Source organism: Rathayibacter sp. VKM Ac-2754 (assembly GCF_009807095.1).
GTDB lineage: Bacteria > Actinomycetota > Actinomycetes > Actinomycetales > Microbacteriaceae > Rathayibacter.
Map to the genome: position 1 here is coordinate 119,177 of NZ_WUCC01000006.1, position 26,087 is coordinate 145,263.

A 26,087-nucleotide genomic window follows, 5' to 3' on the forward strand; every position below is an offset into this window, starting at 1 on the left:
TGAGGAGGAGCGACCGTGCCGTTGAAGCGCAGTGCACGCGAGCGCGATCGGCTCCTGCGCCAGTCCGCCTGCGGGATCGGACTGCTCACGGACGCCGCCGCCCTGTCGATGGTCCTCGTCCCCGGCACCCTGCACGAGCACGCGGTGCCCTTCGCGGTCGCCATGCTGGCCGGTCTCGCCGTCGCCCACATCGGCCTCGGCCGCACCGGCGGGCGGCTCTGGGTGGTCCTGACCGGTCTGGGCGGGCTGCTCCTGAGCGCCGGGCTCGCCGTCGACCTCACCCAGAGCAACGCCTTCGCCGGCTTCGTGCTGGTCAGCACGGCCAACGCGATCACGTCGAGCATCGCGGTCGCCGTCACGACCTCGCTCCGACGCGTCGCCCTCCTGCTCCCCGTCATGCTGCCCAGCATCTTCTTCACGGTGCTGGTGCGCGCAGACGCGATGGTCCTGGCCGTGATCGTCCAGAGCCTGCTGCCCTGGGGCGTGCTCAGCGGGTTCGCGCTCTGGATCAGCACCGCGGTGCCCCGCGTCGTGCGCCGCATCGACAGCATCGGCAACGCCCACCGGGTCGAGCGCCAGGCCAGCGAGACGGAGGCGCAGCGCCGCCAAGGCGCGCGCCTGCTCCACGACACGGTGCTCGCCACACTCACGCTGCTCGCCCACTCCGGCCGCGGTGTCTCGGTGGAGGCCCTCCGACAGCAGGCCGCCGAGGACGCGCAGCTCCTGCGGCAGCTGCGCCTCGGCGGCACCCCGACTCCGAGCGTGTCGGGCTCGTACCAGCTCACCAGTGTCACCAGCGCGCCGGCCGCCGACTCCTTCGAGAACGTCAAGAGCCGCTTCGGCCGGATGGGGCTCGACGTGATCTGGCACGGCTCGGGCCAGGTCGTGCTGACGGGGGCCGCCCTCGACTCGTTCGTGCTCGCGCTCGCCGAGTGCCTCGAGAACGTGCGACGCCACTCCGGGGTGAACAGCGCCGACGTGACCATCACGGAGGACCAGCGGACCGTGCGCGCGATGGTCACCGATGCGGGAGTGGGCTTCGACATCGGGACCGTGCCCTCGACGAAGCTGGGCTTCAAGGAGTCGGTCGTGGCCCGGCTCGCCGATGTCGGCGGCAGCACCCGGCTCTTCAGCTCGCCGGGCTCGGGCACCACGGTCGTGCTCGAGGTGCCCAAGTGAGGGACGGCGCGGACGAGATCGCTCCGCTGCTGCGCGGAACCGGAGCCTGGCGGGGTCGGCCGTCGCGCGCCGCCCGATCGGCGAAGGGCCAGCAGGAGGGGCTCGGCACCAGCTACCTCGGCAGCGGGCTGAACGGCATCGCCGCGGCGCTGATGGCCTACGAGTTCCTCGTCTTCTTCACCACGATGGACTCCTACGCGCGACCGGGGCTGGTCCTGGCCGCCTGGTTCCTCCTCGCGGCGTCGTTCGCCGCCGTCGTCATCACCATCCGCTCCTCGGGCGACCGGCTGCCCACCATGGCGTACACCGCCTTCCTCCTCGGCCTCGCGGGCACGGTCGTGCTCGACCTGATCGCCGTCGTCGAGCCGGGCAGCGCCGCGGTCGCGCCGACGGCCGCGGTCGCCGCCGCGGTGTCGCACGCGGCGATGATCGTCCACCGCCGGAGCGTCGAGATCCTCGCCCTGGCACTCGTCGTCGCCGTGGCCGAGCTGGTGACCTTCGGGGCGATGTCGGCCGGTGATCCCACGTCGTTCTCGGTGCGGGTCAGCGCGCTCGTCGTCACGATCGCGCCGGCCGTCGTGGTGGTCGTGATGATGCGCGGATTCCGCCGGATGGTGCAGCTCGAGATCGACCGGGCCCTGGTGCAGAGCACCACGCTCGGGCCGCGCTACGCGGTCGGGATGCTCGCCTCCGAGGAGCTCGCGCGCCTCGACCTCGCCGCCGAGCGCCTGCTCGCCGAGGTCGGCGACGGCAGCACCCCGCTGCCGCTCGACGCGCACCGCGCCGCGCTCGCCGCCTCCCTCGCGACGCAGCTGCGCCTCCACCTGATCGAGGGTCGGCGGGAGACGTGGCTGCACCACGCGATCCTCGAGTCGGAGCTGCTCGCGCCCCTCGTCGACCTGCACGACCCCGACGGCGCCGCCGGACTCCTCGGCCACGAGCAGCGCGACGGGCTGCTGTCGGCGATCTGGCTGATCGTCGACGGATCCACCTCTCCCCTGCACGTCGAGGCGAGCCCCCCGCGCGATCCCGGCCCCGACGCACCCCCGCGGACCCTGCTCGTGCCGCTCGTTCTCCGCTCCGAAGGCGTGCCACTGCGCGAAGTGGACCCTGCGACATGGGAAGCTATCGCACAGGTCGGCACCTTCCGCGAGGCTTCCCACGACGGAGAGCTCGTGGTCGAGATCGATTGTCTGGTCGAGAACCCCGCCGACCGCTGATCAGCATCCGCGAATCGCCCGCAGAGCCGAAGGACCCCGATGACCAACACCGCCGAACCGAAGATCACCCTCGCGGTGGTCGACGATCACAAGATGCTCCTCGGCGCCCTCACCGAGTGGATCCGCGGCGCCGCGTCCGACATCCAGCTGGTCGCCGCGGTCGCCTCCTGGCCCGAGCTGCTCACCCACCCGGAGTTCCCCGTCGACGTCGTCCTGCTCGACCTCGACCTCAAGGACAACATCCCGATCTCGGTGAAGCTCTCGACTCTCAAGACGACCGGCGTCAAGACCGTGCTGATGAGCACCTACTCCGAGCCGGCCGTCGTGCGCGAGGCGCTCGCCTCCGGAGCACTCGGCTACCTCGTCAAGACGGAGGACGCCGACATGATCGTCGAGGCGATCCGCGCGGCGAAGGACGGCCACTCGTACATCTCGCACGAGCTCGACATGGCCCTGTCGACCGGCGACTCCGACGGCGCCCCGAAGCTCAGCGCGCAGGAGCGCCGGGTGATGGCGCTCTACGGAGGCGGCGAACCGGTCAAGTCGGTGGCCTTCGAACTCGGCATCTCGGAGGAGACGGCGAAGTCGTACCTCAAGCGCATCCGCGAGAAGTACCGCGTCGTCGGCATCGACGTCGGCACGAAGGTCGCCCTGCGCAAGCGCGCCATCCACGACGGGATCCTGATCGAGACGGACTGAGCCGTTCTGCACGGCGGTCCCCGCCCGCCGTGCCGCGGTCGGCTCCTCCAGGTGGTTGCGATCCGCAGAGCGTCTGACGACGCCTGCGGAAATCCGCTGGCACGCGGATTTCCGAACGGCTCCACCTTGATGTGCGCGCGAGGCTTGCGCCCGCTCGTCCGCGTGCATGCTGGTCGAGTAGCCCCGCAGGGGCGTATCGAGACCCACCAGCGTCAACAGATCCGTCATCTGATTCGGCCTGCTGAGCTTGCGTGGCTCCGCCCCGAGACGGGCGAGAGGCGCACGCACGCACGCACGCACGTCCGCCCGTCCGCACGCCCGCTCACCCGCATGACCGCATGCATGCTGGTCGAGTAGCCCCGCAGGGGCGTATCGAGACCCACCAGCGTCGACAGGTGAGGCTTCGCTCCTCCGCTGGGGCGCCCGCATTCGGGCGAAGTCTGCACCTCGCCCGACAGCGAGGGAACCCCGGCCCGTCGAGGGAGCCGGCTCCCAAGGGCGGTCTCGGCTGGCCGGGGTTCCCTCACCGGCCGGCTCCGAGGCGGGTGGGTCAGAGGGCGTTGATCGGGATGCCGTTCGTGCCGGGGGCGGAGGGCTCGCGCGGGGCGGGGTAGACGGTGCCGCGAGCGCGGTCGACGGCGAGGCTCGCGAAGGCGAGGAGGATGCCGGCGGCGGTGAGCACGACGCCGACCCAGATGGGCGAGACGTAGCCGAGGCCGGCGGCGATGGTGACGCCTCCGAGGGCCGCGCCGACCGAGTTGCCGATGTTGAGCGCCGAGTGGTTCAGGGCCGCGGCGATGGTCTGGCTGTCGCGCGCGACGTCCATCAGCCGGGTCTGGATCGCCGGGGAGGCGCCGGCCGAGAACCCGGCCGCGAGGAACGTGAAGACGAGCAGGCCCGCGGGACTCGTCGCGGTCAGGGCGAGGCCCACCAGCGACACTCCGACACCCGCGAACAGCACCATCAGCGCCCGCGTGACGTTCTTGTCGGCCGCCCAGCCGCCCACGAGGTTGCCGACCGTCATGCCCAGGCCGATCACGACCAGCACCCAGGGCACGACGCCGAGCGGCAGCCCGGTCACCTCGGTCGAGAGCGGAGTGATGTAGCTGTACATCGCGAAGAGTCCGCCGAAGCCGATGGCGCCGATCGCCAAGGTCATCCAGACCTGCAGTCGACCGAACGCCTTGAGCTCGTTGCGCATCGTCGCGCCCGGGTCGCCCGCCTGGAACGGCACGAGCAGCCAGACCGCGACGACGGTCGCGGCGAAGATGGCGGCCACGACCAGGTAGGCGCTGCGCCAGCCGGCGTTCTGGCCGACCCAGGTGATGGCGGGCACGCCGACGACATTCGCGATCGTCAGGCCCGAGAGCACGAAGGCGACGCCCTTGCCGCGCTTGCCCGGCCCCATCAGGTCGGCCGCGACGAGGGAGGCGATGCCGAAGTACGCGCCGTGCGGCAGCGCCGCGACGAAGCGGGCCAGGAGCACCAGCGGGAAGGTCGGCAGCAGCGCCGAGGCGATCGTCCCCAGCGTGAAGGCCACCAGCAGGCTGAGGAGGAGGCGCTTGCGCGGCCAGCGGGCGGCGGCGGCCGCGATGGTGGGCGCGCCGACCACCACGCCGAGGGCGTAGGCCGAGATCAGGAGTCCGGCCTGCGAGTTCGCCTGCTCCGAGCTCGCCGCGTAGACGTCGGGGAGCAGGTCGGCCGCGAGCTGCGGGAGGAGTCCCATGGCGACGAACTCGGTCGAGCCGATCCCGAAGCCTCCCATCGCGAGGGCGAGGAGGGCGAGGCGCGTGCGGGCCGGAGAGAGTGTCACCGGTCAAGGGTACAGAGAACCGGAGCGGAATCGAAACGATTCGAGAACCGCGCGCCCGGGAGGGCTCACTCGTCGAGCGCGCGTCCGAGCCGCTCGATCTTGGCGTCGATCTCGCCCGAGTAGCCGGGGCGGATGTCGGCCTTGAGCACCAGCGAGACTCGCGTCCCGAAGGCGCCCACCGCCTCCGTCGCCCGCTTGACGACGTCGAAGACCTCGTCCCACTCCCCCTCGATCTCGGTGAACATCGAGGTCGTGCGGTTCGGCAGGCCGGACTCGCGGACGATGCGGACGGCGGCCGCGACGGCGTCGTGCACGGAGGCGTCGGGGCCCTCGCCGCCGGACGGTGCGACCGAGAATGCGACGAGCATGAGGGACTCCCTGCCGCGGCCGCGTCTCGACCGCTCCGAGGAGCCTACGAGGCCGTCACGGGCGACGCGCCGATCCGCGCACTCGCGGAGGCGTCGAGACCGTCGGCCTGCACCCGCCCCGCCCGCCACAGCTCGCGGACGAGCCATCCGAGCAGCACGAGGAGCACGACGTTGCGGGCGGTCAGCACGAGCACCATCCACCAGTGCTCCCAGAGGAGGAAGAGGTAGAGGTACGGATAGACGAGCTGCGTCAGCGCGGCGATCACCAGGGTCAGCTTCGCCGGCGTCGCGAACCATCCGTCCCGGGTCACCACGAGAGCGGCGATGACGGGCGGCGCCAGCCAGACGATGTACTGGGGCGAGAGCACCTTGTTCGTGTCGATGAAGACGACGACGAAGGTCAGCGCGAGCAGGGGGAACAGGCGGGTCGGCGCGGGGCCGGCGCGCAGGGCGCGCAGTCCCAGCAGCGCGACCCCGAGCATCGTGAGAGCGAGCAGCGGAGTCATCACCGCCGCGGCGATCTCGGTGCCGGGCCCGTGCATCTCGAACGTGTTGATGTCGGCGGCGTACCAGACGTAGCTGCTGCCGCCGTCGGGGCCGAGCGACGCCGCCCACATCCACGGCGTGCTGACGACGGCCTCGATCTGGAGCCCCCGGGTGGTCTGGTCGCCGACGAAGCTGAAGACCTGGTCGCCTCCGCCGACGAGGACGACGGCGAGCACGATGACGATCGAGGTCGCGACGGGAACCAGCACGGTCGTCAGGCGACCTCGGAGCACGAGCACGGCGGCCGCGAGGATCGCCGCCGGCCACACCTTGATCCACGTCGCGATCGTGAGCAGCAGAGCGGACGCGGCCGGACGGGTGCCGGCCCAGAGCATCCCGGCGATGGCGGGCGGAACGGTGAACGCGTCGATCCGCCCCACCGCGATCGGCCCGAGCAGGACGAGGAAGAGGAGCCACCAGCGGGCCGCGGCGAGCCGCACCGGCGCGCCGCCGCGCAGCAGCAGCGCGAAGGCGGCAGCATCGACGACGGCCACGAGCAGCAGCCACATCAGGTCGTAGCCGGCGGCGCCGAACAGCCAGGAGGCGGCGATGGGCGCCCAGGCGAGGATCGGGTAGACCCAGCCGGTGTCGATGCCGGCGATGGCGCCGCCGTCGACCGCGGTCTGCATCCACTGCTTGTAGACGATGCTGACGTCGCCCATCGGCAGGCCCGGCGCGAAGAGGGCCAGGAGCGACAGCAGCACGTGCACCAGGGCGAAGCCGCCCCACAGCACGGAGGCGGAGTCGCGGTTCTCGCGCAGCCACGCGACGGGGCGGCGGGGCGCTCGGGTTCCTGGGGTCGACACGGCGTCAGTGTAGAGGGGCAGGAAGGCGTGGTCCTGGCAGGAGCCGCGCCTCCCTGAGAGCCTCAGTAGCCGGCGAAGGCGTCGGTGCGTACGCTCTTCGCCCCGGCAGCGCGCAGCGCACCGCGGACGGAGTCGACGAACGACGGCGATCCGGAGACGAGACCGGTGCGCCGCGGGGCGTCCGGGACGGCGTCGGCGAGCTTCTCGGCGCTCAACCGGCCGGGCACGTGGGTCCAGCCCTCCGGCAGCGACGACGGCGTCTCGCGCGACACGAGGACCACGCGGGCGCCCGACTCCCGGAGCAGCTCGCGGTACGCGACGTCCTCGATCCGCGCGGCCGCGTAGACGACGACCACGTCCCGCTCCTGGCCGTCGGCGATCGCTCGCAGCTGGCTCGCGAACGGCGTGATGCCGATGCCGCCCGCGACGAGGAGCAGCGGAGTCGAGGGGTCGGCCGGGAGCACGAAGTCGCCGCCGACACTCGTGGCGCGCACCGAGGCGCCGGGCTCGAGGCCGGCGAGAGCCCGCTTGAAGCTGCTCGGCTTCTCAGGGCTCCGGGTCGCGATCGCGATCTCGCCGTCGGCGGGAGCGGAGGCGATCGAGAACGTCCGGCGGCTCCCGCGGCTGTCGGCACGGTGCGGCAGGTCGAGCTCGAGCCACTGGCCCGCCTCGAACGGAACGGGGACCCGGGGACGGAAGCGGTACTCCGTGATGCCGGGGGCGATCTCGCTCGAGGAGCGCAGCTCGAGCGAGAGCCGCCTCCGCTGCCGGTACGCGAAGGCGAAGGCGATCGCGTTGCCGACCACGAGACCCAGCTCGGGGCTCGAGTAGAGCAGCCCGAGGTGGAAGGGGACGCTGGTGAGCAGCGCCGCGACCACCGCGACCACGATCTGCTGCGAGCGGCGGGGAGCGAGCGTCAGCGGCTCGGTGAGCATGAAGGCGCCGGCGAACACGAACGGGTAGGCCGTCAGCACCGACATCAGGGCGGCGCCGGCGTCCTGGCCGTTGACGAGCACCGACTGCCCGACCGAGACTGCGGAGGCGACCAGGACGAAGACGAGGAAGATCGACCACCGCCGCACCCGCGCCACGATCAGCAGGGACGCGACGAGCACCCACGGCCAGAGCGCGCCGGTCGGCAGCACCCAGGCGGCCGCGGTGAGCGAGCCGTCGAGGGCCGTCCCCTCGAGCAGGCCCTGGGCGAGCGCGATCAGCAGGACGGCGACCGCGGCCGGGTTGAAGAGGTGGCGGCCGCGCCACGCGAGCACGTACTTGGACGCCGCGGCCACCGCCCCCACCAGCGCGACCACGAGCAGCGCGCGCGGTTCGGCCGACGGGAAGAGGAGGAACGCGATGAGGAGCCCGGTGACCAGCGAGGACTCGAGGTGCGCGGGCGAGCGCACCGCCGTCGCGATGAGCCAGGTGACCCCGGTGGTCGACACGACGGCGACCACCGCCGTCGCGAGGATCTCGAGCGGGGTGAAGAAGATCAGCCCGGCAGCGGAGTAGCCGAGGGCGATCAGGAGGAGCGCGGCGAGCGTCATCCAGACCAGGCGGTACATGGTGATGCGGCCGAGGGCGCGATCGAGGGTGCCGATCATCGGAAGACCTCTCCGGGGAAGCGGGGCGAGTAGTGGAGGGTGCCGTCGCTCAGGACGCGGACGAACTCGAAGTCGAAGCGCTCGGCGAGAGTCTCGGGCGGGCAGACGAAGAGGGCGGTGGCCAGGCCGTCGGCGAGCAGCGCGGTGTCGGCGACGACCCACGTCGCCACGACGGTGTCGACCGGTCGCCCGGTGCGGCCGTCGAGCACGTGGTGCAGGCCCTCGCCCCAGACGCGGCGGTTGCTGGCGGAGGCGCACAGTGCGCGCTCGGCCGGCTCCGCCACTCCGATCGCCCGGGCGGGGTCGTACGGGTGCTCGAGACCGATGCGGAGCGCACCGGCGCCGCGGGCCCGCAGGTCGCCGCTCGCGTCGACGACGGCCCGGTCGACTCCGGCCGATTCGAGCTCGGCGAGCACGAGATCGACGAGCTGGCCCTTGCCGGCCGCTCCCACGTCGAGGACGACGCCGGTCGTGGTCCGCACGCCGACGCCGCCCGCGACCCGCGCCTCGCCCCACGAGGGGGCGGGCTCGGCCGGTCCGCGCGAGACGAGCGAGTAGACGGAGTCGTAGCCGAGCTGCTCGAGGGCGTCACCGACGAACGGCGTGACGGCCCCTCCGCTCAGCGCGAAGAGCTCGTCGTACAGGCCGAAGAGCGCCTCGGCCTCGGCCGGGAAGAGGTGCTCGCCCGGTCGTGCGCGCAGGGCGGAGGCCGCCGAGTCGTCGCGGAAGCGCGACCAGGTGCGGTCGTACGCCTCGATCCGGGCGGCGACCCGGGCGCGGGCGGGCTCGTCGAGCGGCGCATCGGTGTCGATCTGCCACGAGGTGCCGATCGCGTCGAAGCGCCACTCGTGCGCGAGAGCGTCAGGCCGCGGCATCGGCCTTGATCGTCTCGACGGCCTCGTTGAAGCCGCCGGAGGTGAGGGAGGATCCCGACACCTTCGTCACGTCCAGCTCGTCGAGGGACTTGCCCACGACCTCGCCCGAGATGCCGCTGGCGAAGCGCTCCTGGTACTGCTCGCCGGTCGGGTTCTCGGACTCGGGGGTGACGGTCACGGCGGTGACGACGCCGCCCTCGAGGGTGATCGAGACGCCGACCGACTCGTTTCCGCCGGGCGAGGTGTAAGAGCCCTCGGCGTCGTAGGTGCCGTCGGCGTAGGCGCTGTCGCCCGTCGCCGCGGCGGTGGAATCGTCGGTCGCCGCAGCGGTCGACTCGGTCGTGGCGGCGGGGGTGGTGGTCTCCTCCGCGGTGTCGGTGCCGGCGGTGGCGGTGCTCGAGCAGGCGGCGAGCGCGGCGAGAGTGCCGGCTCCGGCCAGGAGGGTGAGGGCGTAGCGGGCGGGGGTCGTGGTCTTCGCGGTCATGTCTGTTCTCCTGGGGTGAGGGGGCGGACGCGCCTGTCGATGGCGACGCTACGGAGGGGAGCTTCGAGATTCCGATGAGGCGGCAGTGCGGTTCCGATGGGGGCGGAGTCGCACGGAGCCTCTTCTCCCTCTGACAACGGGGGCGTCTCGAGAACGGTTCAGTGCCTGTCCGTGTTCTCAGCTCATCCGAGGGCGACGCTCGTCCGGGGCCGCGCCCGTCCGCGGTCGGTCATCAGCCCAGGAGGCGGGCGACGACGCCCGGGAGGTGCTCCGCGATGTCGAGGGCGGCGATCGGGCCGCCGCGCGAGGCCGACGCTCCCGCCTCGGCGTGCAGCACGGCCGAGGCGGCGGCGACCCCGGCGAGATCGTCGTCGGCCAGGGTGCGCCCGTCGCGCTCGGCGTCGGCCGCGCGTCCCGCGAGCAGGGCGCCCAGCACTCCCCCGAGCACGTCGCCGCTGCCCGCGGTGGCGAGCCACGGAGTGGATCCGCTCACCGCGTGCGCCGCGGCCCCGGCGACGACGTGGGTCGTCGAGCCCTTGAGGAGCACGCAGGCGCCGAACCGCTCGGCCGCGCGCCTCGCCCAGCCGGCCGCGTCGGCCGTGACCGCGCGCCGGTCGACGTCGACCCCGTCCCGCGCCAGCATGCCGCTGAGCTCGCCGGCGTGCGGAGTCACGATCACGGGCCCGGTCGCCTCGCCGACCAGATCGAGGGCGCCGGCGTCGAGCACCACCGGCACCCCCGACCGCAGCCGCTCGAGCAGCGCACCGCGCTCGTCCTCCGAGCGGTCGGCCGCATCGGTGCCCGACCCGATCAGCCACGCCTGCACCCGCCCCGCCGACGTGACGACCTCGGGTCTCCGCGCGAGCACGAGCCCCGTCGGCCGCTCGTCACCGAGGTACCGCACCATCCCGACCCCCGTGCGGACCGCCGCCTCCACCCCGAGCACCGCCGCCCCCGGATACCGCTCCGACCCGGTCGTGACCCCGAGCACCCCCCGGCTGTACTTGTCGTCGTCCGCCGTCGGCGCGCGCAGCACCGCCGCCGCCTCCCCCACCCCGAACCGCTCGAACCCGCTCATCCCGCCAGCCTAGGTCCGCCCCTCCGCTCGCCACCGCTCGCCGCTCGAGCCCGCCCCCGCGGTTCTCTCCCCTCCTCCCGCTGATCGAGTAGCCCGCGCAGCGGGCGTATCGAGATCCACGTCCGTCAGTAGGGCAGGGCTGAAGACTGTTCTGCTGACGCTGGTGGGTCTCGATACGCCCCTGCGGGGCTACTCGACCAGCAGGGAGAGACGCCCCCGCGGGGCTGCGGGCTCGACCAGCATGGGGAGGGCGACCGGCGGCGCCGCCTTCCCCCTCACCCCTGAGACGAGGAACGGCTCCGCCGCTGGACGAACCTCCGCTGGGCGCGCGCAGCGCCGCCCGCTCCCCCTCTTCCTTCGGAGGTGGACGCGGGCCGCGGAGGGGTCAGCTGCAAGGCGGAGGAGGGAGCGATACCGGCGGTACCGCGACCGACGGCAACGCCGCAGATGACCCCTCCGCGGCCCGCGTCAGCGGCGGGTGGCGTCGTCCACTTCGCCGACGAGCTCCTCGATGATGTCCTCCAGGAACAGCACTCCCGTGGCCTGGCCCTTCTCGTCGAAGGCGCGGGCGAGGTGGGCGCCGGTGCGGCGCATGATCGCGAGGGCGTCCTCGAGGTCGGTGGCCTCGAAGATCGAGGCGAGCTGGCGGATCCGCTTGGTGGGGATCGGGAGGCGGAACTTGGGTCCCTCCGTGTCGCCGTCGAGGTCGAGGACGTCCTTGAGGTGGATGTACCCCTCGGGCAGCCCGTCCTCGCCGAGGACGACGTAGCGCGAGAAGCCGTGCTTGGCGACGGCGCGCTCGACGTCGGCGGGGCTGGCTCCTGCGGGGAGGCTGACGATGCCGTCGAGCGGCAGGGCCACGTCGTGCACCTTCTTCTCGGTGAACTCGAACGCGGCGAGGAGCGTGCCGGTCGAGTCGCGGAGGGTCCCCTCGCGGGTCGACTGGTCGACGATCGTCTGCACCTCCTCCAGCGTGAAGGTGCTGTTCGCCTCGTCCTTCGGCTCGACGCGGAAGAGCCGCAGCACGCCGTTCGAGATCGCGTTCAGCGCGACGATGATCGGGCGGAGCACCCGGGCGATGGCGACGAGCGGGGGCGCGAGGAGCAGGACCGCCTTGTCGGGCATCGAGAACGAGATGTTCTTGGGCACCATCTCGCCGAGGACGACGTGCAGGAACGACACGATCAGCAGCGTGATCACGAAGGCCACGGTCCCCGAGAACTCGTCGGGGATGCCGACGGCGTGCAGCGGCACCTCGAGGAGGTGGTGGATCGCGGGCTCGCTGACGTTGAGGATCAGCAGGGAGCAGACGGTGATGCCGAGCTGGGTGGTCGCCAGCATCAGGGTGGCGTGCTCCATCGCGGCGAGGGCGGTGATGGCGCTGCGGCGGCCGCTCTCGGCGAGGGGCTCGATCTGGGAGCGGCGCGCGGAGATGACCGCGAACTCCGCTCCGACGAAGAAGGCGTTCGCGGCGAGCAGCACCACGAGCCAGGCGATTCCTGCCCAGTCACTCATGGTCGACCTCCTTGCGTGCTCGGTGCGGGCGTCCGGCGTCGGCCAGGGGGTCCGGGATCTCGTCCGTCCCTGCGTCGGGGTCGGGGGTGTAGCGGATCCGGTCGATGCGCCGTCCGTCGAGGCGTTCGACGCGGAGCGATCCGCCGTCGACGTCGACCTCGTCTCCCACGGCGGGGAGGCGGCCGAGCTCGCTCATCACGAAGCCGGCGACCGTCTCGTACGGTCCCTCCTCCGGGATGTGCACGCCGGCGCGGTCGCGGACCTCGTCGGGCCGGAGCATGCCCGGGAAGGTCGTCGACCCCGGCAGCTTCACGACGTCGGCGCGCGAGCGGTCGTGCTCGTCGGCGACCTCGCCCACGAGCTCCTCGACCAGGTCCTCGAGGGTCGCGACCCCCGCGGTCCCGCCGTACTCGTCGACCACGACGGCCAGCTGGAACCCGCGGCCGCGGAGCTCGGTGAGCAGCACGTCGAGCTTCATCGTCTCGGGCACGCGGAGGGGCTCCGAGCGCAGCGCCGTGACCGGCACGTCGGAGCGCTTGCCGCGGGGCACGGCGACGGCCTGCTTGACGTGCACGACGCCGACGATGTCGTCGATGTCGTCGTCGGTGATCGGGAAGCGCGAGAGCCCGGTCGTGCGGGCGAGGTCGAGGACGTCCTGCGCGGTGCTCGCGCGCTCGAGCGTCGAGAGCCGCAGGCGCGGGGTCATCACGTCGCCGGCGGAGAGGGCCGAGAAGCGGAGGGTGCGCCCGAGCAGGTCGGCCGTGTCCTCCTCGAGCAGCCCGGCGCTCGCGGAGTGGCGGACGAGGCTCGAGAGCTCCTCGGCGCTGCGGGCGCCCGAGAGCTCCTCCTTCGGCTCGATGCCGACGAGGCGCAGCAGGGCGTTGGCGCTGCCGTTCAGCAGCGCGACCGCGGGGCGGAAGACGGTGGTGAAAGCGGTCTGCAGCGGCACGACGAGCTTCGCCGTGGCGCGCGGCAGCGCCAGCGCGAAGTTCTTGGGGACGAGCTCGCCGAGGATCATCGACAGCAGGGTCGCGATGACGATCGCGACGACGGTCATGACCGGGTCCAGCACGTCCTCCGGCAGGCCCAGTCCGCTGAACGGCTGCTCGAGGAGGGTCGAGAGCGCCGGCTCCATCGTGTAGCCGGTGAGGAGGGTCGTCAGCGTGATGCCGAGCTGCGCGCTCGAGAGGTGGGTGGACGTCACCTTGAGCGCGGCGATCGTCATGCCGAGTCGGGTCTCGCCGCGGTCTCGGCGGGCCTCGAGGTCGGCCCGGTCGAGGTTGACGAGCGCGAACTCGCTCGCGACGAACACGCCGGTGCCGAGCGTCAGGAGGAGTCCGACGCCGAGCAGGATCCACTCACTGCCCACGGGGGCCACCCCCCGTCACGAGGAGGGGGGTCGAGAGGTACCGGACGAGCCGGTCCGAGGGCGGATGGGCAGAAGGGGGGTCGTCCATTGTGGCGTCGAGTCTACCGGCCGGGGCGGCGTGGTCGGAGCCGGATCAGAGCCATTTCTTGCGCTTGAAGACGGCGTAGAGCGCGAAGCCGAAGACGAGCATCAGCCCGATGGCCCAGGGGTAGCCGAGCTGCCAGTGCAGCTCGGGCATGACGTCGAAGTTCATCCCGTAGATGCCGGCGACCAGGGTCGGTGCGAAGAGGATCGCCGCCCACGACGAGATCTTCCGCACGACGTCGTTCTGCGCGAGCCCCGTCTCGGTCTGGCGGCGCGAGACCAGCGTGGAGTGCACGGTGAGGGCCTTGTCGAGGATCGCGCGGAGGGCGTCCACCGCCTCCGTCACCCGGATCGTGTGATCGAGCACGTCGCGGAGCGAGCGGTGGAGCTCGACGCGCTCGGGACTCGCCGCCGCCGCCGTCGCGTCGTCGGCCAGCAGGTGCAACAGCGCGGTCAGCGGCTGCACCGACCGCTGGAAGTGGATGACCTCGCGCGAGAGCCGGTAGATGCGCTCGGACAGTCCGTCGTCGGAGTCGACCCCGAACAGCTGGTCCTCGATCTCGTCGACGTCGCCCTGCACGCCCTGCACGACGGGCGCGTACTCGTCCACGACCTGGTCGAGGATCGCGTACAGCACCGCCTCCGGCCCGCGGGCGAGGAGGGCGGGGTCCTCCTCGAGGCGCCGGCGCACCCGGGCGAGGTCGGGCGAGTCGGCGTGCCGGATCGTCACGACGAAGTCCGGACCGACGAACACGTGCAGCTCGCCGAAGACGACCGTCTCTGCCGCGTCGACGTAGCGGGCAGGCCTCAGCACCACGAAGAGCCCGTCGTCGTAGCGCTCGAGCTTGGCCCGCTGGTGCCCGCTCAGCGCGTCCTCGACCGCGAGCGGGTGCAGCCCGAACTCCTCGGCGACCGCTTCGACCTCCTCGCGGGTCGGGCGGTAGAGCCCGATCCACGCCATCCCGTGCTCCTCGCGCATCAGCTCGAAAGTGTCCTCGAGCGAATCCGGGTTGCGGATGCGGCGGCCGCCGACGTACACGGCGTTGTCGACGATGGTCATGCGGACGGTTCTAGCACGCGGCGGCCGGTCACCAGCTGACCGGCAGCGCCTTGCCCTCCTCGTAACCCGCCGCCGACTGGAGGCCCACCAGGGCGCGGTCGTGGAAGTCGGCGACGCTGCGCGCTCCCGCGTAGGTGAAGGAGGAGCGGACCCCCGAGGTGATCATGTCGAGCAGGTCCTCGAGCGAGGGACGCAGCGGGTCGAGGTAGATGGTCGACGACGAGATTCCCTCGGCGAAGAGGCGCTTGCGGGCGAGCTCGTAGGCGTCGAGGCGCTCGAAGCGCTCCTGGACGGCCTTGGCCGACGCCATCCCCCAGCTCTCCTTGTAGAGCCGGCCCGCCGCGTCGCTGCGCAGGTCGCCCGGCGCCTCGATGGTCCCGGCGAACCAGGAGCCGATCATCACCGATGAGGCGCCCGCCGCGAGCGCGAGCGCCACATCGCGCGGGTAGCGCACCCCGCCGTCGGCCCAGACGTGCGCCCCGAGCTCGCGAGCGCGCTCGGCCGTCTCGAGCACCGCCGAGAACTGCGGCCGGCCGACGGCCGTCATCATGCGGGTCGTGCACATCGCGCCGGGTCCGACTCCCACCTTGAGGATGTCGGCGCCGGCCTCGACGAGGTCGTGCACCGCCTCGGCCGTGACGACGTTGCCGGCGGCGATCGGCACGCCGAGCTCCAGCGCCGAGACCGTGCGCAGGGCGCGGAGCATCCCCTCCTGGTGGCCGTGCGCCGTGTCGAGGACGAGCACGTCGACTCCGGCCTCCACGAGCGCCCCGGCCTTGGCGGCCACGTCGCCGTTGATGCCGACCGCGGCGGCGACCCGGAGGCGGCCGTGCGCGTCGAGCGCGGGGTCGTAGAGGGTGGAGCGCAGGGCGCCGGTGCGCGAGAGCGTGCCGACGAGCGCTCCGTGGTGCAGGACCGGGGCGAAGTCGAGGTCGGCCGCCGTCATCAGGTCGAAAGCGGCGCGGCCGGTCGGCACGTCGTCGGCGTCGATCGCGGGTGCCGCCCCGTGCACGAGGTCGCCGAGGCGGGCATCGGGCAGCGCCGTGCCGAGGCGGGCGGCGGGGACGGTGCCGAGGATCGTGCCGTCCTGCTCCTGGATCACGAAGCCGTGGCCGGCGACGGCGGGCAGGATCGTGAGCGCCTCCTCCACCGTGGTGTCCGGAGTCGCGGTCAGCGCCCCCGAGAAGGCGACCGGCTGCTCCTTCACCCAGCGGATCGCGGCGTCGAGCGCCTGCAACGGCATGTCCTGCGGCAGGACGCCGAGGCCGCCCCGGCGGGCGAGCGTCGCGGCGAGCTTCGGGCCGGTCACCGAGTTCATGTTCGAGGAGACGAGCGGGATCGTGGCGCCCGTGCCGTCTCCGGGGGCCAGCGAGACGTCGAGCCTGCTGGTGACCGAGGACCGTCCGGGAACGAGGAAGACGTCGGAGTAGGTGAGGTCGCCCGAGGGCGTCCCGCCGTAGAAGCGCATGCCACAGACGCTACTCCGACCCGCGCGCGAGGCCGCCGCAGCCGGGATCCGGGCTAGGCTTGACGACCGGGACGGGACCGGGCGGAGGCGCCGGTCCAGCGGACGAGGACGACCTTCTCTCCGCCGGGATCCGTGCGTCGAGGGATGCGGCGGGCCCGTCCGGATGACCGCCGAGGCGTCAGCGCCGGAGCGAGACCATGCACGAACGAATCAACGGAGAGAGTGGGCGATCGGCTGTGTCGAGCCAATTGACCGGTGTGGGTACGGACCAGGGCTCGGAGGACTTCGGAGCCAACGAGTGGCTCGTGGAGGAGCTGTACGAGCAGTACAGCGCCGACAAGGCCTCCGTGGACGAGTCCTGGTGGCCGATCCTGGAGCGATACGGCCAGCAGCTCGCCGCCAAGGGCGCAGCGACTCCCCCGGCGGCTGCGGAGAAGCCCGCCCCCGCGGAGAAGCCGGCCGAGAGCGCCTCGAGCAGCGCGGGCGCCACAGTGACCCATCCCGTCACCTCCGCCGCTGCGACTCCGCCCTCGCGCACCACCTCGAAGCAGCCCAAGTCCGCGCCCATCCCTGCGGACGCGCCCGTGAGCAAGCCCGCCGAGGCCGACACGACCCCGGCCGAGGAGGACGTCGTCTCGCCGCTGCGCGGGATGGCGAAGAGCCTCGCCACCAACATGGACGCCAGCCTGAGCATCCCGACGGCGACGAGCGTCCGCACGATCCCGGCCAAGCTGATGATCGACAACCGCATCGTGATCAACAACCACCTGCGCCGCACCCGCGGCGGCAAGGTGTCGTTCACCCACCTGATCGGCTGGGCGCTGATCCGCGCGCTCAAGGACTTCCCGAGCCAGAACGTCTACTACGACGAGCCCGGCGGCAAGCCCTCGGTCGTCGCCCCGGCGCACGTCAACCTCGGCATCGCCATCGACATGCCCAAGCCCGACGGCACCCGCGCGCTGCTCGTGCCGAGCATCAAGCGCGCCGACACTCTGAGCTTCACCGCCTACCTCTCCGCCTACGAGGACCTGGTCAAGCGCGCCCGCGGCAACAAGCTGGTCGCCGGCGACTTCGCGGGCACCACGCTCTCGCTCACCAACCCCGGAGGCATCGGCACCGTCCACTCCGTGCCCCGCCTGATGAAGGGCCAGGGCTGCATCATCGGCGCCGGCGCCCTCGAGTACCCGGCCGAGTTCCAGGGCTCGTCCGAGAAGACCCTCGTCGAGCTCGGCATAGGCAAGACCATCACGCTGACCTCGACCTACGACCACCGCGTCATCCAGGGCGCCGGCTCGGGCGAGTTCCTCAAGATCGTGCACGAGCTGCTGATCGGCAAGCGCGGCTTCTACGAGGACATCTTCGCCGCGCTGCGCATCCCCTACGACCCGATCCACTGGTCGACCGACATCGCCGTCGACCTGGCCGAGCGCGTCTCGAAGACCTCGCGCGTGCAGGAGCTCATCAACTCCTTCCGCGTGCGCGGCCACCTGATGGCCGACGTCGACCCGCTCGAGTACGTGCAGCGCTCGCACCCCGACCTGGCGATCGAGAGCCACGGCCTCACCTTCTGGGACCTCGACCGCGAGTTCGTCACCGACGGCTTCGGCGGGGCGCGCCAGCTCAAGCTGCGCGACATCCTCGGCATCCTCCGCGACTCCTACTGCCGCACCGTCGGCGTCGAGTACATGCACATCCAGGACCCGGAGCAGCGCGCCTGGATGCAGCAGAAGCTCGAGCGCGGCTACGAGAAGCCGGGCCACGACGAGCAGCTGCGGATCCTCGGCCGACTCAACGAGGCCGAGGCGTTCGAGACCTTCCTGCAGACCAAGTACGTCGGTCAGAAGCGCTTCTCGCTCGAGGGCGGGGAGTCGCTGATCGCGCTCCTCGACGCCGTGCTGCAGGGCGCCGCCGACGACGGACTCGACGAGGTCGCGATCGGCATGGCCCACCGCGGCCGCCTCAACGTGCTCACGAACATCGCCGGCAAGACCTACGGCCAGATCTTCCGCGAGTTCGAGGGGACCCAGGACCCCAAGACGGTCCAGGGCTCCGGTGACGTGAAGTACCACCTCGGCACCGAGGGCACCTTCCGCGGCGCCGGCGGCGAGGAGATCCCCGTGTACCTCGCGGCCAACCCCTCCCACCTCGAGGCCGTGAACGGCGTGCTCGAGGGCATCGTCCGCGCCAAGCAGGACCGCAAGCCCATCGGCACCTTCACCACGCTCCCGATCCTCGTCCACGGCGACGCGGCGATGGCCGGCCAGGGCGTGGTCGTCGAGACGCTGCAGATGTCGCAGCTGCGCGCGTACCGCACCGGCGGCACGATCCACATCAACATCAACAACCAGGTCGGATTCACGACCCCGCCGCACGAGGCCCGCACCTCGATCTACTCGACCGACATGGCCAAGACGATCCAGGCGCCGATCTTCCACGTGAACGGCGACGACCCCGAGGCCGTCGTGCACGTCGGGCAGCTCGCGTTCGAGTACCGCCAGCGGTTCAACCGCGACGTGGTCATCGACCTGATCTGCTACCGCCGTCGCGGTCACAACGAGGGCGACGACCCCTCGATGACCCAGCCCCTGATGTACAGCCTGATCGAGGCCAAGCGCTCGGTGCGCAAGCTCTACACCGAAGCGCTCGTCGGTCGCGGCGACATCACCGAGGAGGAGTACGACCGGGCGCACCAGGACTTCCAGGACCGCCTCGAGCGGGCCTTCGCCGAGACCCACGCGGCGCAGACCGGCGCGATCCCCGTGATCAGCGCCGACGGCGACTCCGTGGCCGACCTCGAGCTGCCCGACGCGCAGCAGGGCGCGGACTACCCGGGCGAGCCCGAGGTGACCGGAGTGAAGAACGAGGTCGTCACCCGCATCGGCGACGCGTTCAACTCGCCGCCCGAGGGCTTCACCGTGCACCCGAAGCTGCAGCAGCTGCTGACCAAGCGCCAGGAGATGAGCCGCTCCGGCTCGATCGACTGGGCGTTCGGCGAGCTGCTGGCGCTCGGCTCGCTGCTGCTCGAGGACACTCCGGTGCGCCTGGTCGGCCAGGACACCCGCCGGGGCACCTTCGTCCAGCGCCACGCGGTGCTGCACGACCGCGAGAACGGCCAGGAGTGGCTGCCGCTGATGAACCTGTCGGACCAGCAGGCCCGGCTCTGGATCTACGACTCGCTGCTCTCGGAGTACGCCGCGATGGCGTTCGAGTACGGCTACTCCGTCGAGCGCCCCGACTCCCTCGTGCTGTGGGAGGCGCAGTTCGGCGACTTCGCGAACGGCGCGCAGATCGTCATCGACGAGTTCATCTCCTCGGCCGAGCAGAAGTGGGGCCAGCGCTCGTCGCTCGTCCTGCTGCTCCCGCACGGCTACGAGGGTCAGGGTCCCGACCACTCGTCGGCCCGCATCGAGCGCTACCTGCAGATGTGCGCTGAGCGGAACATGACCGTCGCGCGTCCGTCGACCCCGGCGTCCTACTTCCACCTGCTGCGCCGCCAGGCGTACTCGCGTCCGCGCCGCCCACTGATCGTCTTCACCCCGAAGGCGATGCTGCGGCTGCGCGGAGCGTCGAGCCCCGTCGAGGACTTCACCTCGGGGCGCTTCGAGCCCGTGATCGACGACGCGCGCATCCAGGACGCGTCGGCGGTGAAGCGCGTGCTGCTGCACGCCGGCAAGGTGCACTACGACCTGAAGGCCGAGCTCGAGAAGAAGCCCGACGACGGCATCGCGCTCGTCCGCCTCGAGCAGTACTACCCCGCTCCGCTCGAGGAGCTGCGCGGCATCGCCGAGCGCTACCCCGACGCCGAGTTCGTCTGGGTGCAGGACGAGCCCGAGAACCAGGGCGCGTGGCCGTTCATCGCGCTCGAGGTCGCTCCGCACCTCGGGCGTCCGATCCGCGTGGTGTCGCGGCCGTCCGCGGCCTCGCCGGCCGCCGGCTCGGCCAAGCGCCACGCCTCCGAGCAGGCCGACCTGCTGTCGCGGGCGCTCACCCGGTGACCTCCGGCTCGTGAGACGTCGTTCGGCTCGTCAGACCTCCGGGTTCTGACGAGCCGAACGTGTTCCTGCGAGCCGGAGGTCGGCGCCGGGTTGCCGCCTCGTAAGACGAGGGAACCCCGGTGCGTCGAGGGAGCCTGCTGCTGCAGGCCGTCTCGACGGACCGGGGTTCCCTCGACGCGGTGGCGAGCGCTAGACGCGCGCCTGGACCTGCGTGTGGGTCGCCTGCGAGTCGCGGAGCATGCCGAGCACCTGGGCGCGGAGATCCTCCGGCGCCGTCTCCTTGCACGCGCGCTGCACGGCGACGGTCAGCACGACGCCGACCTTCGCCTCACCGGAGCAGTCGGGGCAGTTCGCCATGTGCTCGCGGATGTCGGCGGCGTCCTCCTTGCCGAGCTCGTCGTGCAGGTACTCCTCGAGTTCGGCCTTCGCCTTGGTGCAGCCGCAGTCGGTCATTTCGTGCTCCCGGAGGTGAAAGCGGCGCGGATCCCGCGCTCGCGTGCGTAGTCGGTCAGTCGTTCGCGCAGCATGCGCCGACCGCGGTGCAGCCGGCTCATCACGGTCCCGACGGGGGTCTTCATGATGTCCGCGATCTCCTGGTAGGAGAATCCCTCGACGTCCGCGAAGTAGACGGCGAGCCGGAAGTCCTCGGGGATCGCCTGCAGGGCCTCCTTGACGGCGGTGTCGGGGAGGTGGTCGATCGCCTCCGCCTCGGCCGAGCGGCTCGAGGTCGCGGTGGTCGACTCCGCGCCGCCGAGCTGCCAGTCCTCGAGCTCGTCGATCGCGCTCTGGTAGGGCTCGCGCTGCTTCTTGCGGTACGAGTTGATGAAGGTGTTGGTGAGGATGCGGTAGAGCCACGCCTTGAGGTTCGTGCCCTGCTCGAACTGCTTGAAGGCGCCGAACGCCTTCGCGAACGTCTCCTGCACCAGGTCCTGGGCGTCGGAGGGGTTCTTCGTCATCCGCAGACCCGCGGCGTACAGCTGGTCGATGAACGGCAGCGCCTGCTCCTCGAACAGTGAGCGGACGTCGACCGGCGCCTCGGGTGCGAGGTCGCCGAGGGACTCCTCGACGGTCGCCTCGATCGTCTGCTCGGTCTCCGCCGTCGACGGCTGGGCCGCTGAGGGCTCGGCCGCGGACGTCTGCGGCACCGTGGGCTCGGCCGGTGCGGGCGCCTCGTCGGCGGTGAGGGGGCGGGGGGAGTCGTCGCGTGTCATCACGAGCGATTCTAGGCCGCGGGGTGCCGTGCGGCCCGGGGTTGCCCCGGCGCGCACGCGTCGGGTGACGAGGGGGCGTGCGATCGTCGTCGAGACCATGCGCCACCCCTCTCCCGTCGCCGCTGACCGTGTGCCTGCCGACTACTCTGATAACCGATGGTCTTCTCGCGTTATTCCGCCCCCGAGTTCGATCCGTACGGCGACGCCCGAGCGCTCCCCGGTGAGGACGACTGGTCCTCGCCCGCCGCCTCCGGTGCCCTGGACGCCGTCGTCGAGCTGCCCGGCTCCAAGTCGCTGACGAACCGGGAGCTCGTCCTGGCCGCCCTGGCGACGGGGCCGTCGACGCTGCGCGCTCCCCTCCACTCGCGCGACAGCGCTCTGATGATCGAGGCGCTGCGCTCCCTCGGCACGACGATCCGGGAGTCGGGAGCCAGCGGCGCGTTCGGCGCCGACCTCGTCGTCGAGCCGGCCGAGGAGCTGCTCGGCTCCACCACGATCGACTGCGGCCTCGCCGGCACGGTCATGCGCTTCGTGCCCCCGCTCGCAGGCCTCGCCCTCGGCCCGACCACCTTCGACGGTGACGCCTACGCGTACAAGCGCCCGATGGGCGCGACGATCACGTCGCTCCGCTCGCTCGGCGTCGACGTGGCCGACGACGGCCGCGGCTCGCTCCCCTTCACGGTGCACGGCTCGGGATCCGTCCGGGGCGGCGACATCGTCATCGACGCCTCCCGCTCGAGCCAGTTCGTCTCGGCCCTGCTGCTCGCCGGAGCTCGCTTCGACGAGGGCCTCCGCCTCCGCCACGAGGGCGAGCACCTGCCGAGCCAGCCGCACATCGAGATGACCATCGCCGCGCTCGCGGCACGCGGAGTCGTCGTCGGCACGCCGTCGCCCGGCGAGTGGACCGTCGATCCGCAGCCGATCGCCGGAGCCGACACCCTGATCGAGCCCGACCTCTCGAACGCCGCCCCGTTCCTCGCCGCCGCCCTCGCCACCGGCGGCCGCGTGCGCCTGCGCCACTGGCCGGCCGAGACCACCCAGGTCGGCGCGCACCTCGAGCGCATCCTCCCCCTCTTCGGCGCGACGGTCGAGCGCGACGGCGGCGACCTCGTCGTCACCGGCGGCGACGAGATCCTCGGCGTCGACCTCGATCTCTCCGAGGGCGGCGAGCTCGCCCCCGCCCTGGCGGCACTCGCCGCGCTCGCCTCCGGCCCGAGCACCCTCACCGGCATCGGCCACATCCGCCACCACGAGACCGACCGGCTCGCCGCTCTGGCCGCCGAGATCAACGGCCTCGGAGGCGCGGTCACCGAGTTCCAGGACGGCCTGCGCATCGAGCCGGCCGCCCTGCACGGCGGTCGCTGGAGGACCTACTCCGATCACCGGATGGCGCACGCGGGCGCCCTGCTCGGCCTCGTCGTGCCGGGCGTCGAGATCGAGGACATCGCGACGACGTCGAAGACCCTGCCGCAGTTCCCGCAGCTGTGGTCGGCCCTGGCGTCGTCGGCACCGGCGGGATCGGTCTGAGCCGTGTCGTGGTGGACGGACAGCGGCCTCGACGCCGACGGAGCACTCGACGACTTCGACGGCTACGACGAGTCGGACGCGAAGGTGCGGCCGAACCCCAAGGGCACGAAGCCGCGAACGAAGCAGCGCCCCGCCTACGAGGACGCCGAGATCGCGATGGTGCTCGGCGTCGACCGAGGCCGCTACACGGTCATGATCGGCGACGGCACCCCGGAGGAGCACGAGTTCACCGCCGCCCGCGCCCGTGAGCTGCGTCGCCAGGCGATCGTCGCCGGCGACCGCGTCGACGTGGTCGGCGACTCGACGGGAGACGAGGGCACCCTCGCCCGGATCGTGCGGATCCGCGAGCGCTCGACGCTCCTCCGGCGCAGCGCCGACGACACCGACGCGATCGAGCGGGTGATCGTGGCCAACGCCGACCAGATGCTCTGCGTGGTGGCCGCCGCCGACCCCGAGCCGCGCACGCGTCTCGTCGACCGCTACCTGGTGGCCGCGTTCGACGCCGGGATCACCCCGATGCTCTGCATCACGAAGACCGACCTCGCCGACCCCGGCCCGTTCCTCCGCAACTTCGAGGGCCTCGACCTGCGCGTCTTCCTCTCGAGCCAGGACGAGCCGCCCGTCGACGAGATCGCCGAGGCGCTGCTCGGCCACGAGACGGTCGTCGTCGGCCACTCCGGAGTCGGCAAGTCGACGCTCGTGAACAAGCTCGTGCCCGACGCGCACCGCGCGATCGGCCGCGTCAACACCGTGACGGGCCGCGGACGCCACACCTCCTCCTCCACCGTCTCGCTGCGAGTCGAGCGCGGCGACCGGCACGGCTGGGTGATCGACACCCCCGGCGTCCGCTCGTTCGGACTCGGGCACGTGAACGTCGACAACATCCTCGGAGCCTTCACCGCTCTCGCCGAGCTCGCCGAGGACTGCCCGCGCGGCTGCACGCACCTCCCCGACTCCCCCGACTGCGCCATCATCGAGGCGGTCGGGGAGGGGCGACTCGGCCCGACGGGACCCGAGCGCCTCGACTCCCTCCAGCGCCTCCTGACCACCTTCGCACCCACCGACGGAAGCAGACGATGACCGATCCCGCCCTCTCCCCGATCCCCGCCGACCAGCGCCTCGCCGCCGGCGACGTCGCCCCGGAGCTCACCCTCCTCGACCAGGACGGCCGCAGCGTCTCGCTGTCGGACTACCGCGGGCGACGCGTGATCGTCTTCTTCTACCCCGAGGCCGACACCCCCGGGTGCACCACCGAGGCGTGCGACTTCCGCGACAACGCGTCCTCGCTGCGCGACTCCGGCTACGAGGTGCTCGGCGTCTCGCGCGACACCCCGGAGGCGCTGCGCCGCTGGGCGGACGCTCAGGGCATCGCCTACCCGCTGCTGAGCGATCCCGACAAGGCCGTGCACCTGGCCTGGGCCGTCTGGGGCGAGAAGAGCATGTACGGCAAGACCGTGGTCGGCGTGCTCCGCTCGACCTTCGTCGTCGGTGCCGACGGCGTCCTCGAGTTCGCGCAGTACGGCGTCCGCGCGACCGGCCACGTGCAGGCGCTGCGCAAGAAGCTCAAGCTCGTCTGACCCGCCCGGGTCGACCGACCTCCCCCGGAGAAGGCCTCCGGCTCGCGGAATCACGTTCGGCTCGCAGGAATCGCGGATTCTCGCGAGCCGAACCTTTTTCCGCGAGCCGAAGCGGCGTCAGAAGCCCTCGTTGAAGCGCGGCGCGTAGTCGGCGCCGAGCGCGCCGAGCTCTTCGACGGTCAGCTCCAGCTCGACCGACGCCACCGCGTCCTCGAGGTGCTGCATCTTCGTCGCGCCGACGATCGGCGCCGTCACCACCGGCTGCTGGCGCACCCAGGCGAGCGCGACCTGCGCGCGCGGGACGCCCCGCTCCCCCGCGATCCGGGCGACGGTGGCGGCTGTCCGGCGGTCGCCCTCCTCCTGCTGGTGGTAGAGCGTCTTGCCGTAGAGGTCGGTCTCGGTGCGCGAGGTCGTCTCGTCCCAGTCGCGGGTGAGGCGTCCGCGGGCGAGCGGCGACCACGGGATCACTCCGACGCCCTGGTCGAGGCAGAACGGGTGCAGCTCCCGCTCGTCCTCGCGCTGGATCAGGCTGTACTGGTCCTGCATCGAGACGAAGCGCGTCCAGCCGCCGAGGTCGGCCGTGTACTGCGCCTTCGCGAACTGCCACGCCCACATGCTCGACGCGCCGATGTAGCGCGCCTTGCCCGAGCGGACGATGTCGTGGAGCGTCTCCATCGTCTCCTCGATCGGCGTCTCGGGATCCCAGCGGTGGATCTGGTAGAGGTCGACGTAGTCGGTGCCGAGGCGGCGCAGGCTGTCGTCGATCGCGCTCAGGATGTGGCGGCGCGAGAGTCCGCCGCCGTTCGGGCCCTGGCGCATCGTGCCGTGCACCTTGGTCGCGATCACGACCTCCTCGCGGACGGCGAAGTCGGCCAGCGCGCGACCGACGAACTCCTCGCTCGTGCCGTCCGAGTAGACGTCGGCGGTGTCGAACGTGGTGATGCCGAGCTCGAGGGCCCGGCGGAGGAACGGCCGCGACTCCTCCTCGCCCATGCTCCAGGCGTGGGCCCCGCGATCGGGCGCTCCGTAGCTCATGCAGCCGAGGATGATCGAGGAGACCTGCAGGCCGCTGGAGCCGAGTCGGGTGTAGTCCATGGGAGGCGTCGCTTTCGCATCGGGGAGGGGGCCCCTCAGCCTCGCACCGGACGGGGGCGGTGGCTACCCGCCTGCGGGATCGCGGCGGGTCGCGGCGACGACGCTCGGGAGGAAGATCGCGACGACGGCGACCAGCGCCGGCGCGAGCAGCGCCCAGCCGACGTCGGGCACGGCGTACTGCCCCTGGAACGCCCCGAGCGCGACGGCCATCTGCACCAGCTGCATCGTCAGGGCGGAGCCGCGCATCCAGCTGCGCCGGCGGACGGCTCCGAGTGTCGTCGCGGCGGCCCAGCAGAGGGCGATCACGGCGAGGACGACGATGGCGACACCGCCGCCGGGAGTGTCGGCCGTGGTGGTCACCAGCTCGATCAGCAGCCAGGCCGCGACGGCCGCGACGCCCACCGTCTCGAGTGCCAGCACCGCGATCAGCACCAGCAGTCCGGGCGGCCGCGCGACGGCGTTCCGGCCGGTCGGGGGCCGATTCTCGTCGGTCATCACAGCCACATCCCATCCTGGA

At 72.0% G+C, this 26,087-nt stretch carries 22 protein-coding genes; 7 read left to right on the forward strand and 15 right to left on the reverse strand.

The window, feature by feature from the left end; genetic code table 11:
- The first annotated feature begins 15 nt into the window (after window positions 1-15).
- From GRS92_RS11855 to GRS92_RS11865, 3 genes are read left to right on the forward strand one after another with little or no spacing between them, the layout of a single operon-like run.
- Window positions 16-1,179 (forward strand): sensor histidine kinase, encoded by a 1,164-nt coding sequence (locus GRS92_RS11855; protein ID WP_235021979.1) that lies wholly within the window; start codon window positions 16-18, stop codon window positions 1,177-1,179.
- Window positions 1,176-2,399 (forward strand): hypothetical protein, encoded by a 1,224-nt coding sequence (locus GRS92_RS11860; RefSeq protein WP_159856543.1) that lies wholly within the window; start codon window positions 1,176-1,178, stop codon window positions 2,397-2,399. The genes GRS92_RS11855 and GRS92_RS11860 overlap by 4 nt, the downstream gene beginning before the upstream one ends.
- Window positions 2,400-2,438: 39 nt before the next feature.
- Window positions 2,439-3,098 carry a response regulator gene (locus tag GRS92_RS11865; protein WP_159856545.1) on the forward strand — a complete coding sequence of 220 codons (660 nt, stop codon included), beginning with the start codon at window positions 2,439-2,441 and terminating at the stop codon, window positions 3,096-3,098.
- A gap of 550 nt (window positions 3,099-3,648) precedes the next feature.
- Here the strand turns inward: GRS92_RS11865 and GRS92_RS11870 are convergent.
- The 11 genes from GRS92_RS11870 to GRS92_RS11920 all read right to left on the reverse strand — a co-directional run bounded on the left by GRS92_RS11870 (window position 3,649) and on the right by GRS92_RS11920 (window position 16,165).
- Complete coding sequence (locus tag GRS92_RS11870) at window positions 3,649-4,863, reverse strand: MFS transporter (RefSeq protein WP_159856958.1); 1,215 nt, start codon at window positions 4,861-4,863, stop codon at window positions 3,649-3,651.
- A 113-nt stretch (window positions 4,864-4,976) separates the two neighbouring features.
- Entirely contained in the window at window positions 4,977-5,279 is a 303-nt protein-coding gene (locus GRS92_RS11875; RefSeq protein ID WP_159856547.1) for a thiamine-binding protein, read from the reverse strand.
- A gap of 44 nt (window positions 5,280-5,323) precedes the next feature.
- On the reverse strand, window positions 5,324-6,631 hold the full coding sequence (locus GRS92_RS11880; RefSeq protein ID WP_159856549.1) for a glycosyltransferase 87 family protein: 1,308 nt from the start codon (window positions 6,629-6,631) through the stop codon (window positions 5,324-5,326).
- A gap of 62 nt (window positions 6,632-6,693) precedes the next feature.
- On the reverse strand, window positions 6,694-8,232 hold the full coding sequence (locus GRS92_RS11885) for an RnfABCDGE type electron transport complex subunit D (protein WP_159856551.1): 1,539 nt from the start codon (window positions 8,230-8,232) through the stop codon (window positions 6,694-6,696).
- The gene (locus tag GRS92_RS11890) at window positions 8,229-9,107 is read right to left on the reverse strand and encodes an FAD:protein FMN transferase (RefSeq protein ID WP_159856553.1); all 879 of its coding nucleotides are present in this window, start codon (window positions 9,105-9,107) and stop codon (window positions 8,229-8,231) included. Before GRS92_RS11890 ends, GRS92_RS11885 begins: the two co-directional genes overlap by 4 nt.
- Window positions 9,094-9,591 (reverse strand): FMN-binding protein, encoded by a 498-nt coding sequence (locus GRS92_RS11895; RefSeq protein ID WP_159856555.1) that lies wholly within the window; start codon window positions 9,589-9,591, stop codon window positions 9,094-9,096. The genes GRS92_RS11890 and GRS92_RS11895 overlap by 14 nt, the downstream gene beginning before the upstream one ends.
- Window positions 9,592-9,823: 232 nt before the next feature.
- Window positions 9,824-10,669, reverse strand: coding sequence for an ADP-dependent NAD(P)H-hydrate dehydratase (locus tag GRS92_RS11900; RefSeq protein ID WP_159856557.1), 846 nt, complete (start codon window positions 10,667-10,669; stop codon window positions 9,824-9,826).
- A 468-nt stretch (window positions 10,670-11,137) separates the two neighbouring features.
- Window positions 11,138-12,184: a hemolysin family protein gene (locus GRS92_RS11905; protein WP_159856568.1), complete on the reverse strand. Its 1,047-nt coding sequence runs from the start codon at window positions 12,182-12,184 to the stop codon at window positions 11,138-11,140.
- Entirely contained in the window at window positions 12,177-13,553 is a 1,377-nt protein-coding gene (locus GRS92_RS11910) for a hemolysin family protein (RefSeq protein ID WP_442966235.1), read from the reverse strand. Before GRS92_RS11910 ends, GRS92_RS11905 begins: the two co-directional genes overlap by 8 nt.
- A 133-nt stretch (window positions 13,554-13,686) precedes the next feature.
- On the reverse strand, window positions 13,687-14,697 hold the full coding sequence (corA, locus tag GRS92_RS11915; RefSeq protein ID WP_159856570.1) for a magnesium/cobalt transporter CorA: 1,011 nt from the start codon (window positions 14,695-14,697) through the stop codon (window positions 13,687-13,689).
- Window positions 14,698-14,725: 28 nt separating this feature from the next.
- The gene (locus GRS92_RS11920; RefSeq protein WP_159856572.1) at window positions 14,726-16,165 is read right to left on the reverse strand and encodes a GuaB1 family IMP dehydrogenase-related protein; all 1,440 of its coding nucleotides are present in this window, start codon (window positions 16,163-16,165) and stop codon (window positions 14,726-14,728) included.
- Between the two features lie 236 nt (window positions 16,166-16,401).
- Between GRS92_RS11920 and GRS92_RS11925 the strand changes: the two genes are divergently transcribed.
- Window positions 16,402-20,160 carry a multifunctional oxoglutarate decarboxylase/oxoglutarate dehydrogenase thiamine pyrophosphate-binding subunit/dihydrolipoyllysine-residue succinyltransferase subunit gene (locus GRS92_RS11925; protein WP_204162391.1) on the forward strand — a complete coding sequence of 1,253 codons (3,759 nt, stop codon included), beginning with the start codon at window positions 16,402-16,404 and terminating at the stop codon, window positions 20,158-20,160.
- Window positions 20,161-20,349: 189 nt separating this feature from the next.
- Here the strand turns inward: GRS92_RS11925 and GRS92_RS11930 are convergent, their stop codons facing one another.
- Together GRS92_RS11930 and GRS92_RS11935 are read right to left on the reverse strand one after the other, a co-directional pair.
- Window positions 20,350-20,613 carry a zf-HC2 domain-containing protein gene (locus GRS92_RS11930; RefSeq protein ID WP_159856576.1) on the reverse strand — a complete coding sequence of 88 codons (264 nt, stop codon included), beginning with the start codon at window positions 20,611-20,613 and terminating at the stop codon, window positions 20,350-20,352.
- Complete coding sequence (locus GRS92_RS11935) at window positions 20,610-21,371, reverse strand: sigma-70 family RNA polymerase sigma factor (protein ID WP_235021982.1); 762 nt, start codon at window positions 21,369-21,371, stop codon at window positions 20,610-20,612. The genes GRS92_RS11930 and GRS92_RS11935 overlap by 4 nt, the downstream gene beginning before the upstream one ends.
- Before the next feature lie 156 nt (window positions 21,372-21,527).
- On the opposite strand from GRS92_RS11935, the gene aroA reads away from it, so the two are divergent.
- Genes aroA through bcp form a run of 3 tightly spaced genes read left to right on the forward strand, consistent with a single transcriptional unit; the run spans window position 21,528 to window position 24,475 of the window.
- Window positions 21,528-22,898, forward strand: a complete 1,371-nt coding sequence (aroA, locus tag GRS92_RS11940) for a 3-phosphoshikimate 1-carboxyvinyltransferase (RefSeq protein ID WP_159856578.1) — start codon at window positions 21,528-21,530, stop codon at window positions 22,896-22,898.
- Between the two features lie 3 nt (window positions 22,899-22,901).
- On the forward strand, window positions 22,902-23,978 hold the full coding sequence (gene rsgA / locus GRS92_RS11945) for a ribosome small subunit-dependent GTPase A (protein WP_159856580.1): 1,077 nt from the start codon (window positions 22,902-22,904) through the stop codon (window positions 23,976-23,978).
- Window positions 23,975-24,475: a thioredoxin-dependent thiol peroxidase gene (bcp, locus tag GRS92_RS11950; protein ID WP_159856582.1), complete on the forward strand. Its 501-nt coding sequence runs from the start codon at window positions 23,975-23,977 to the stop codon at window positions 24,473-24,475. Before rsgA ends, bcp begins: the two co-directional genes overlap by 4 nt.
- Window positions 24,476-24,592: 117 nt before the next feature.
- On the opposite strand, the gene GRS92_RS11955 is transcribed toward bcp, so the two are convergent.
- The gene (locus GRS92_RS11955) at window positions 24,593-25,570 is read right to left on the reverse strand and encodes an aldo/keto reductase (protein ID WP_159856584.1); all 978 of its coding nucleotides are present in this window, start codon (window positions 25,568-25,570) and stop codon (window positions 24,593-24,595) included.
- A 63-nt stretch (window positions 25,571-25,633) separates the two neighbouring features.
- Window positions 25,634-26,065 carry a hypothetical protein gene (locus tag GRS92_RS11960; RefSeq protein WP_159856586.1) on the reverse strand — a complete coding sequence of 144 codons (432 nt, stop codon included), beginning with the start codon at window positions 26,063-26,065 and terminating at the stop codon, window positions 25,634-25,636.
- Window positions 26,066-26,087: the final 22 nt, after the last annotated feature.

Excerpts from the sequence above, each read along its gene's own strand:
- GRS92_RS11875 (WP_159856547.1), bottom strand. The coding sequence starts at position 5,279 with ATGCTCGTCGCATTCTCGGTCGCACCGTCCGGCGGCGAGGGCCCCGAC.
- GRS92_RS11920 (WP_159856572.1), bottom strand. The coding sequence starts at position 16,165 with ATGCGCTTCTACGGCGGGACGCCCTCGGGCGACCTCACCTACTCCGAC.
- GRS92_RS11955 (WP_159856584.1), bottom strand. The coding sequence starts at position 25,570 with ATGGACTACACCCGACTCGGCTCCAGCGGCCTGCAGGTCTCCTCGATC.
- GRS92_RS11865 (WP_159856545.1), top strand. The coding sequence starts at position 2,439 with ATGACCAACACCGCCGAACCGAAGATCACCCTCGCGGTGGTCGACGAT.
- GRS92_RS11905 (WP_159856568.1), bottom strand. The coding sequence starts at position 12,184 with ATGAGTGACTGGGCAGGAATCGCCTGGCTCGTGGTGCTGCTCGCCGCG.
- aroA (WP_159856578.1), top strand. The coding sequence starts at position 21,528 with ATGGTCTTCTCGCGTTATTCCGCCCCCGAGTTCGATCCGTACGGCGAC.
- GRS92_RS11930 (WP_159856576.1), bottom strand. The coding sequence starts at position 20,613 with ATGACCGACTGCGGCTGCACCAAGGCGAAGGCCGAACTCGAGGAGTAC.
- GRS92_RS11900 (WP_159856557.1), bottom strand. The coding sequence starts at position 10,669 with ATGAGCGGGTTCGAGCGGTTCGGGGTGGGGGAGGCGGCGGCGGTGCTG.
- GRS92_RS11890 (WP_159856553.1), bottom strand. The coding sequence starts at position 9,107 with ATGCCGCGGCCTGACGCTCTCGCGCACGAGTGGCGCTTCGACGCGATC.
- corA (WP_159856570.1), bottom strand. The coding sequence starts at position 14,697 with ATGACCATCGTCGACAACGCCGTGTACGTCGGCGGCCGCCGCATCCGC.
- GRS92_RS11870 (WP_159856958.1), bottom strand. The coding sequence starts at position 4,863 with ATGGGAGGCTTCGGGATCGGCTCGACCGAGTTCGTCGCCATGGGACTC.
- GRS92_RS11895 (WP_159856555.1), bottom strand. The coding sequence starts at position 9,591 with ATGACCGCGAAGACCACGACCCCCGCCCGCTACGCCCTCACCCTCCTG.
- bcp (WP_159856582.1), top strand. The coding sequence starts at position 23,975 with ATGACCGATCCCGCCCTCTCCCCGATCCCCGCCGACCAGCGCCTCGCC.
- GRS92_RS11960 (WP_159856586.1), bottom strand. The coding sequence starts at position 26,065 with ATGACCGACGAGAATCGGCCCCCGACCGGCCGGAACGCCGTCGCGCGG.
- GRS92_RS11885 (WP_159856551.1), bottom strand. The coding sequence starts at position 8,232 with ATGATCGGCACCCTCGATCGCGCCCTCGGCCGCATCACCATGTACCGC.
- GRS92_RS11935 (WP_235021982.1), bottom strand. The coding sequence starts at position 21,371 with ATGACACGCGACGACTCCCCCCGCCCCCTCACCGCCGACGAGGCGCCC.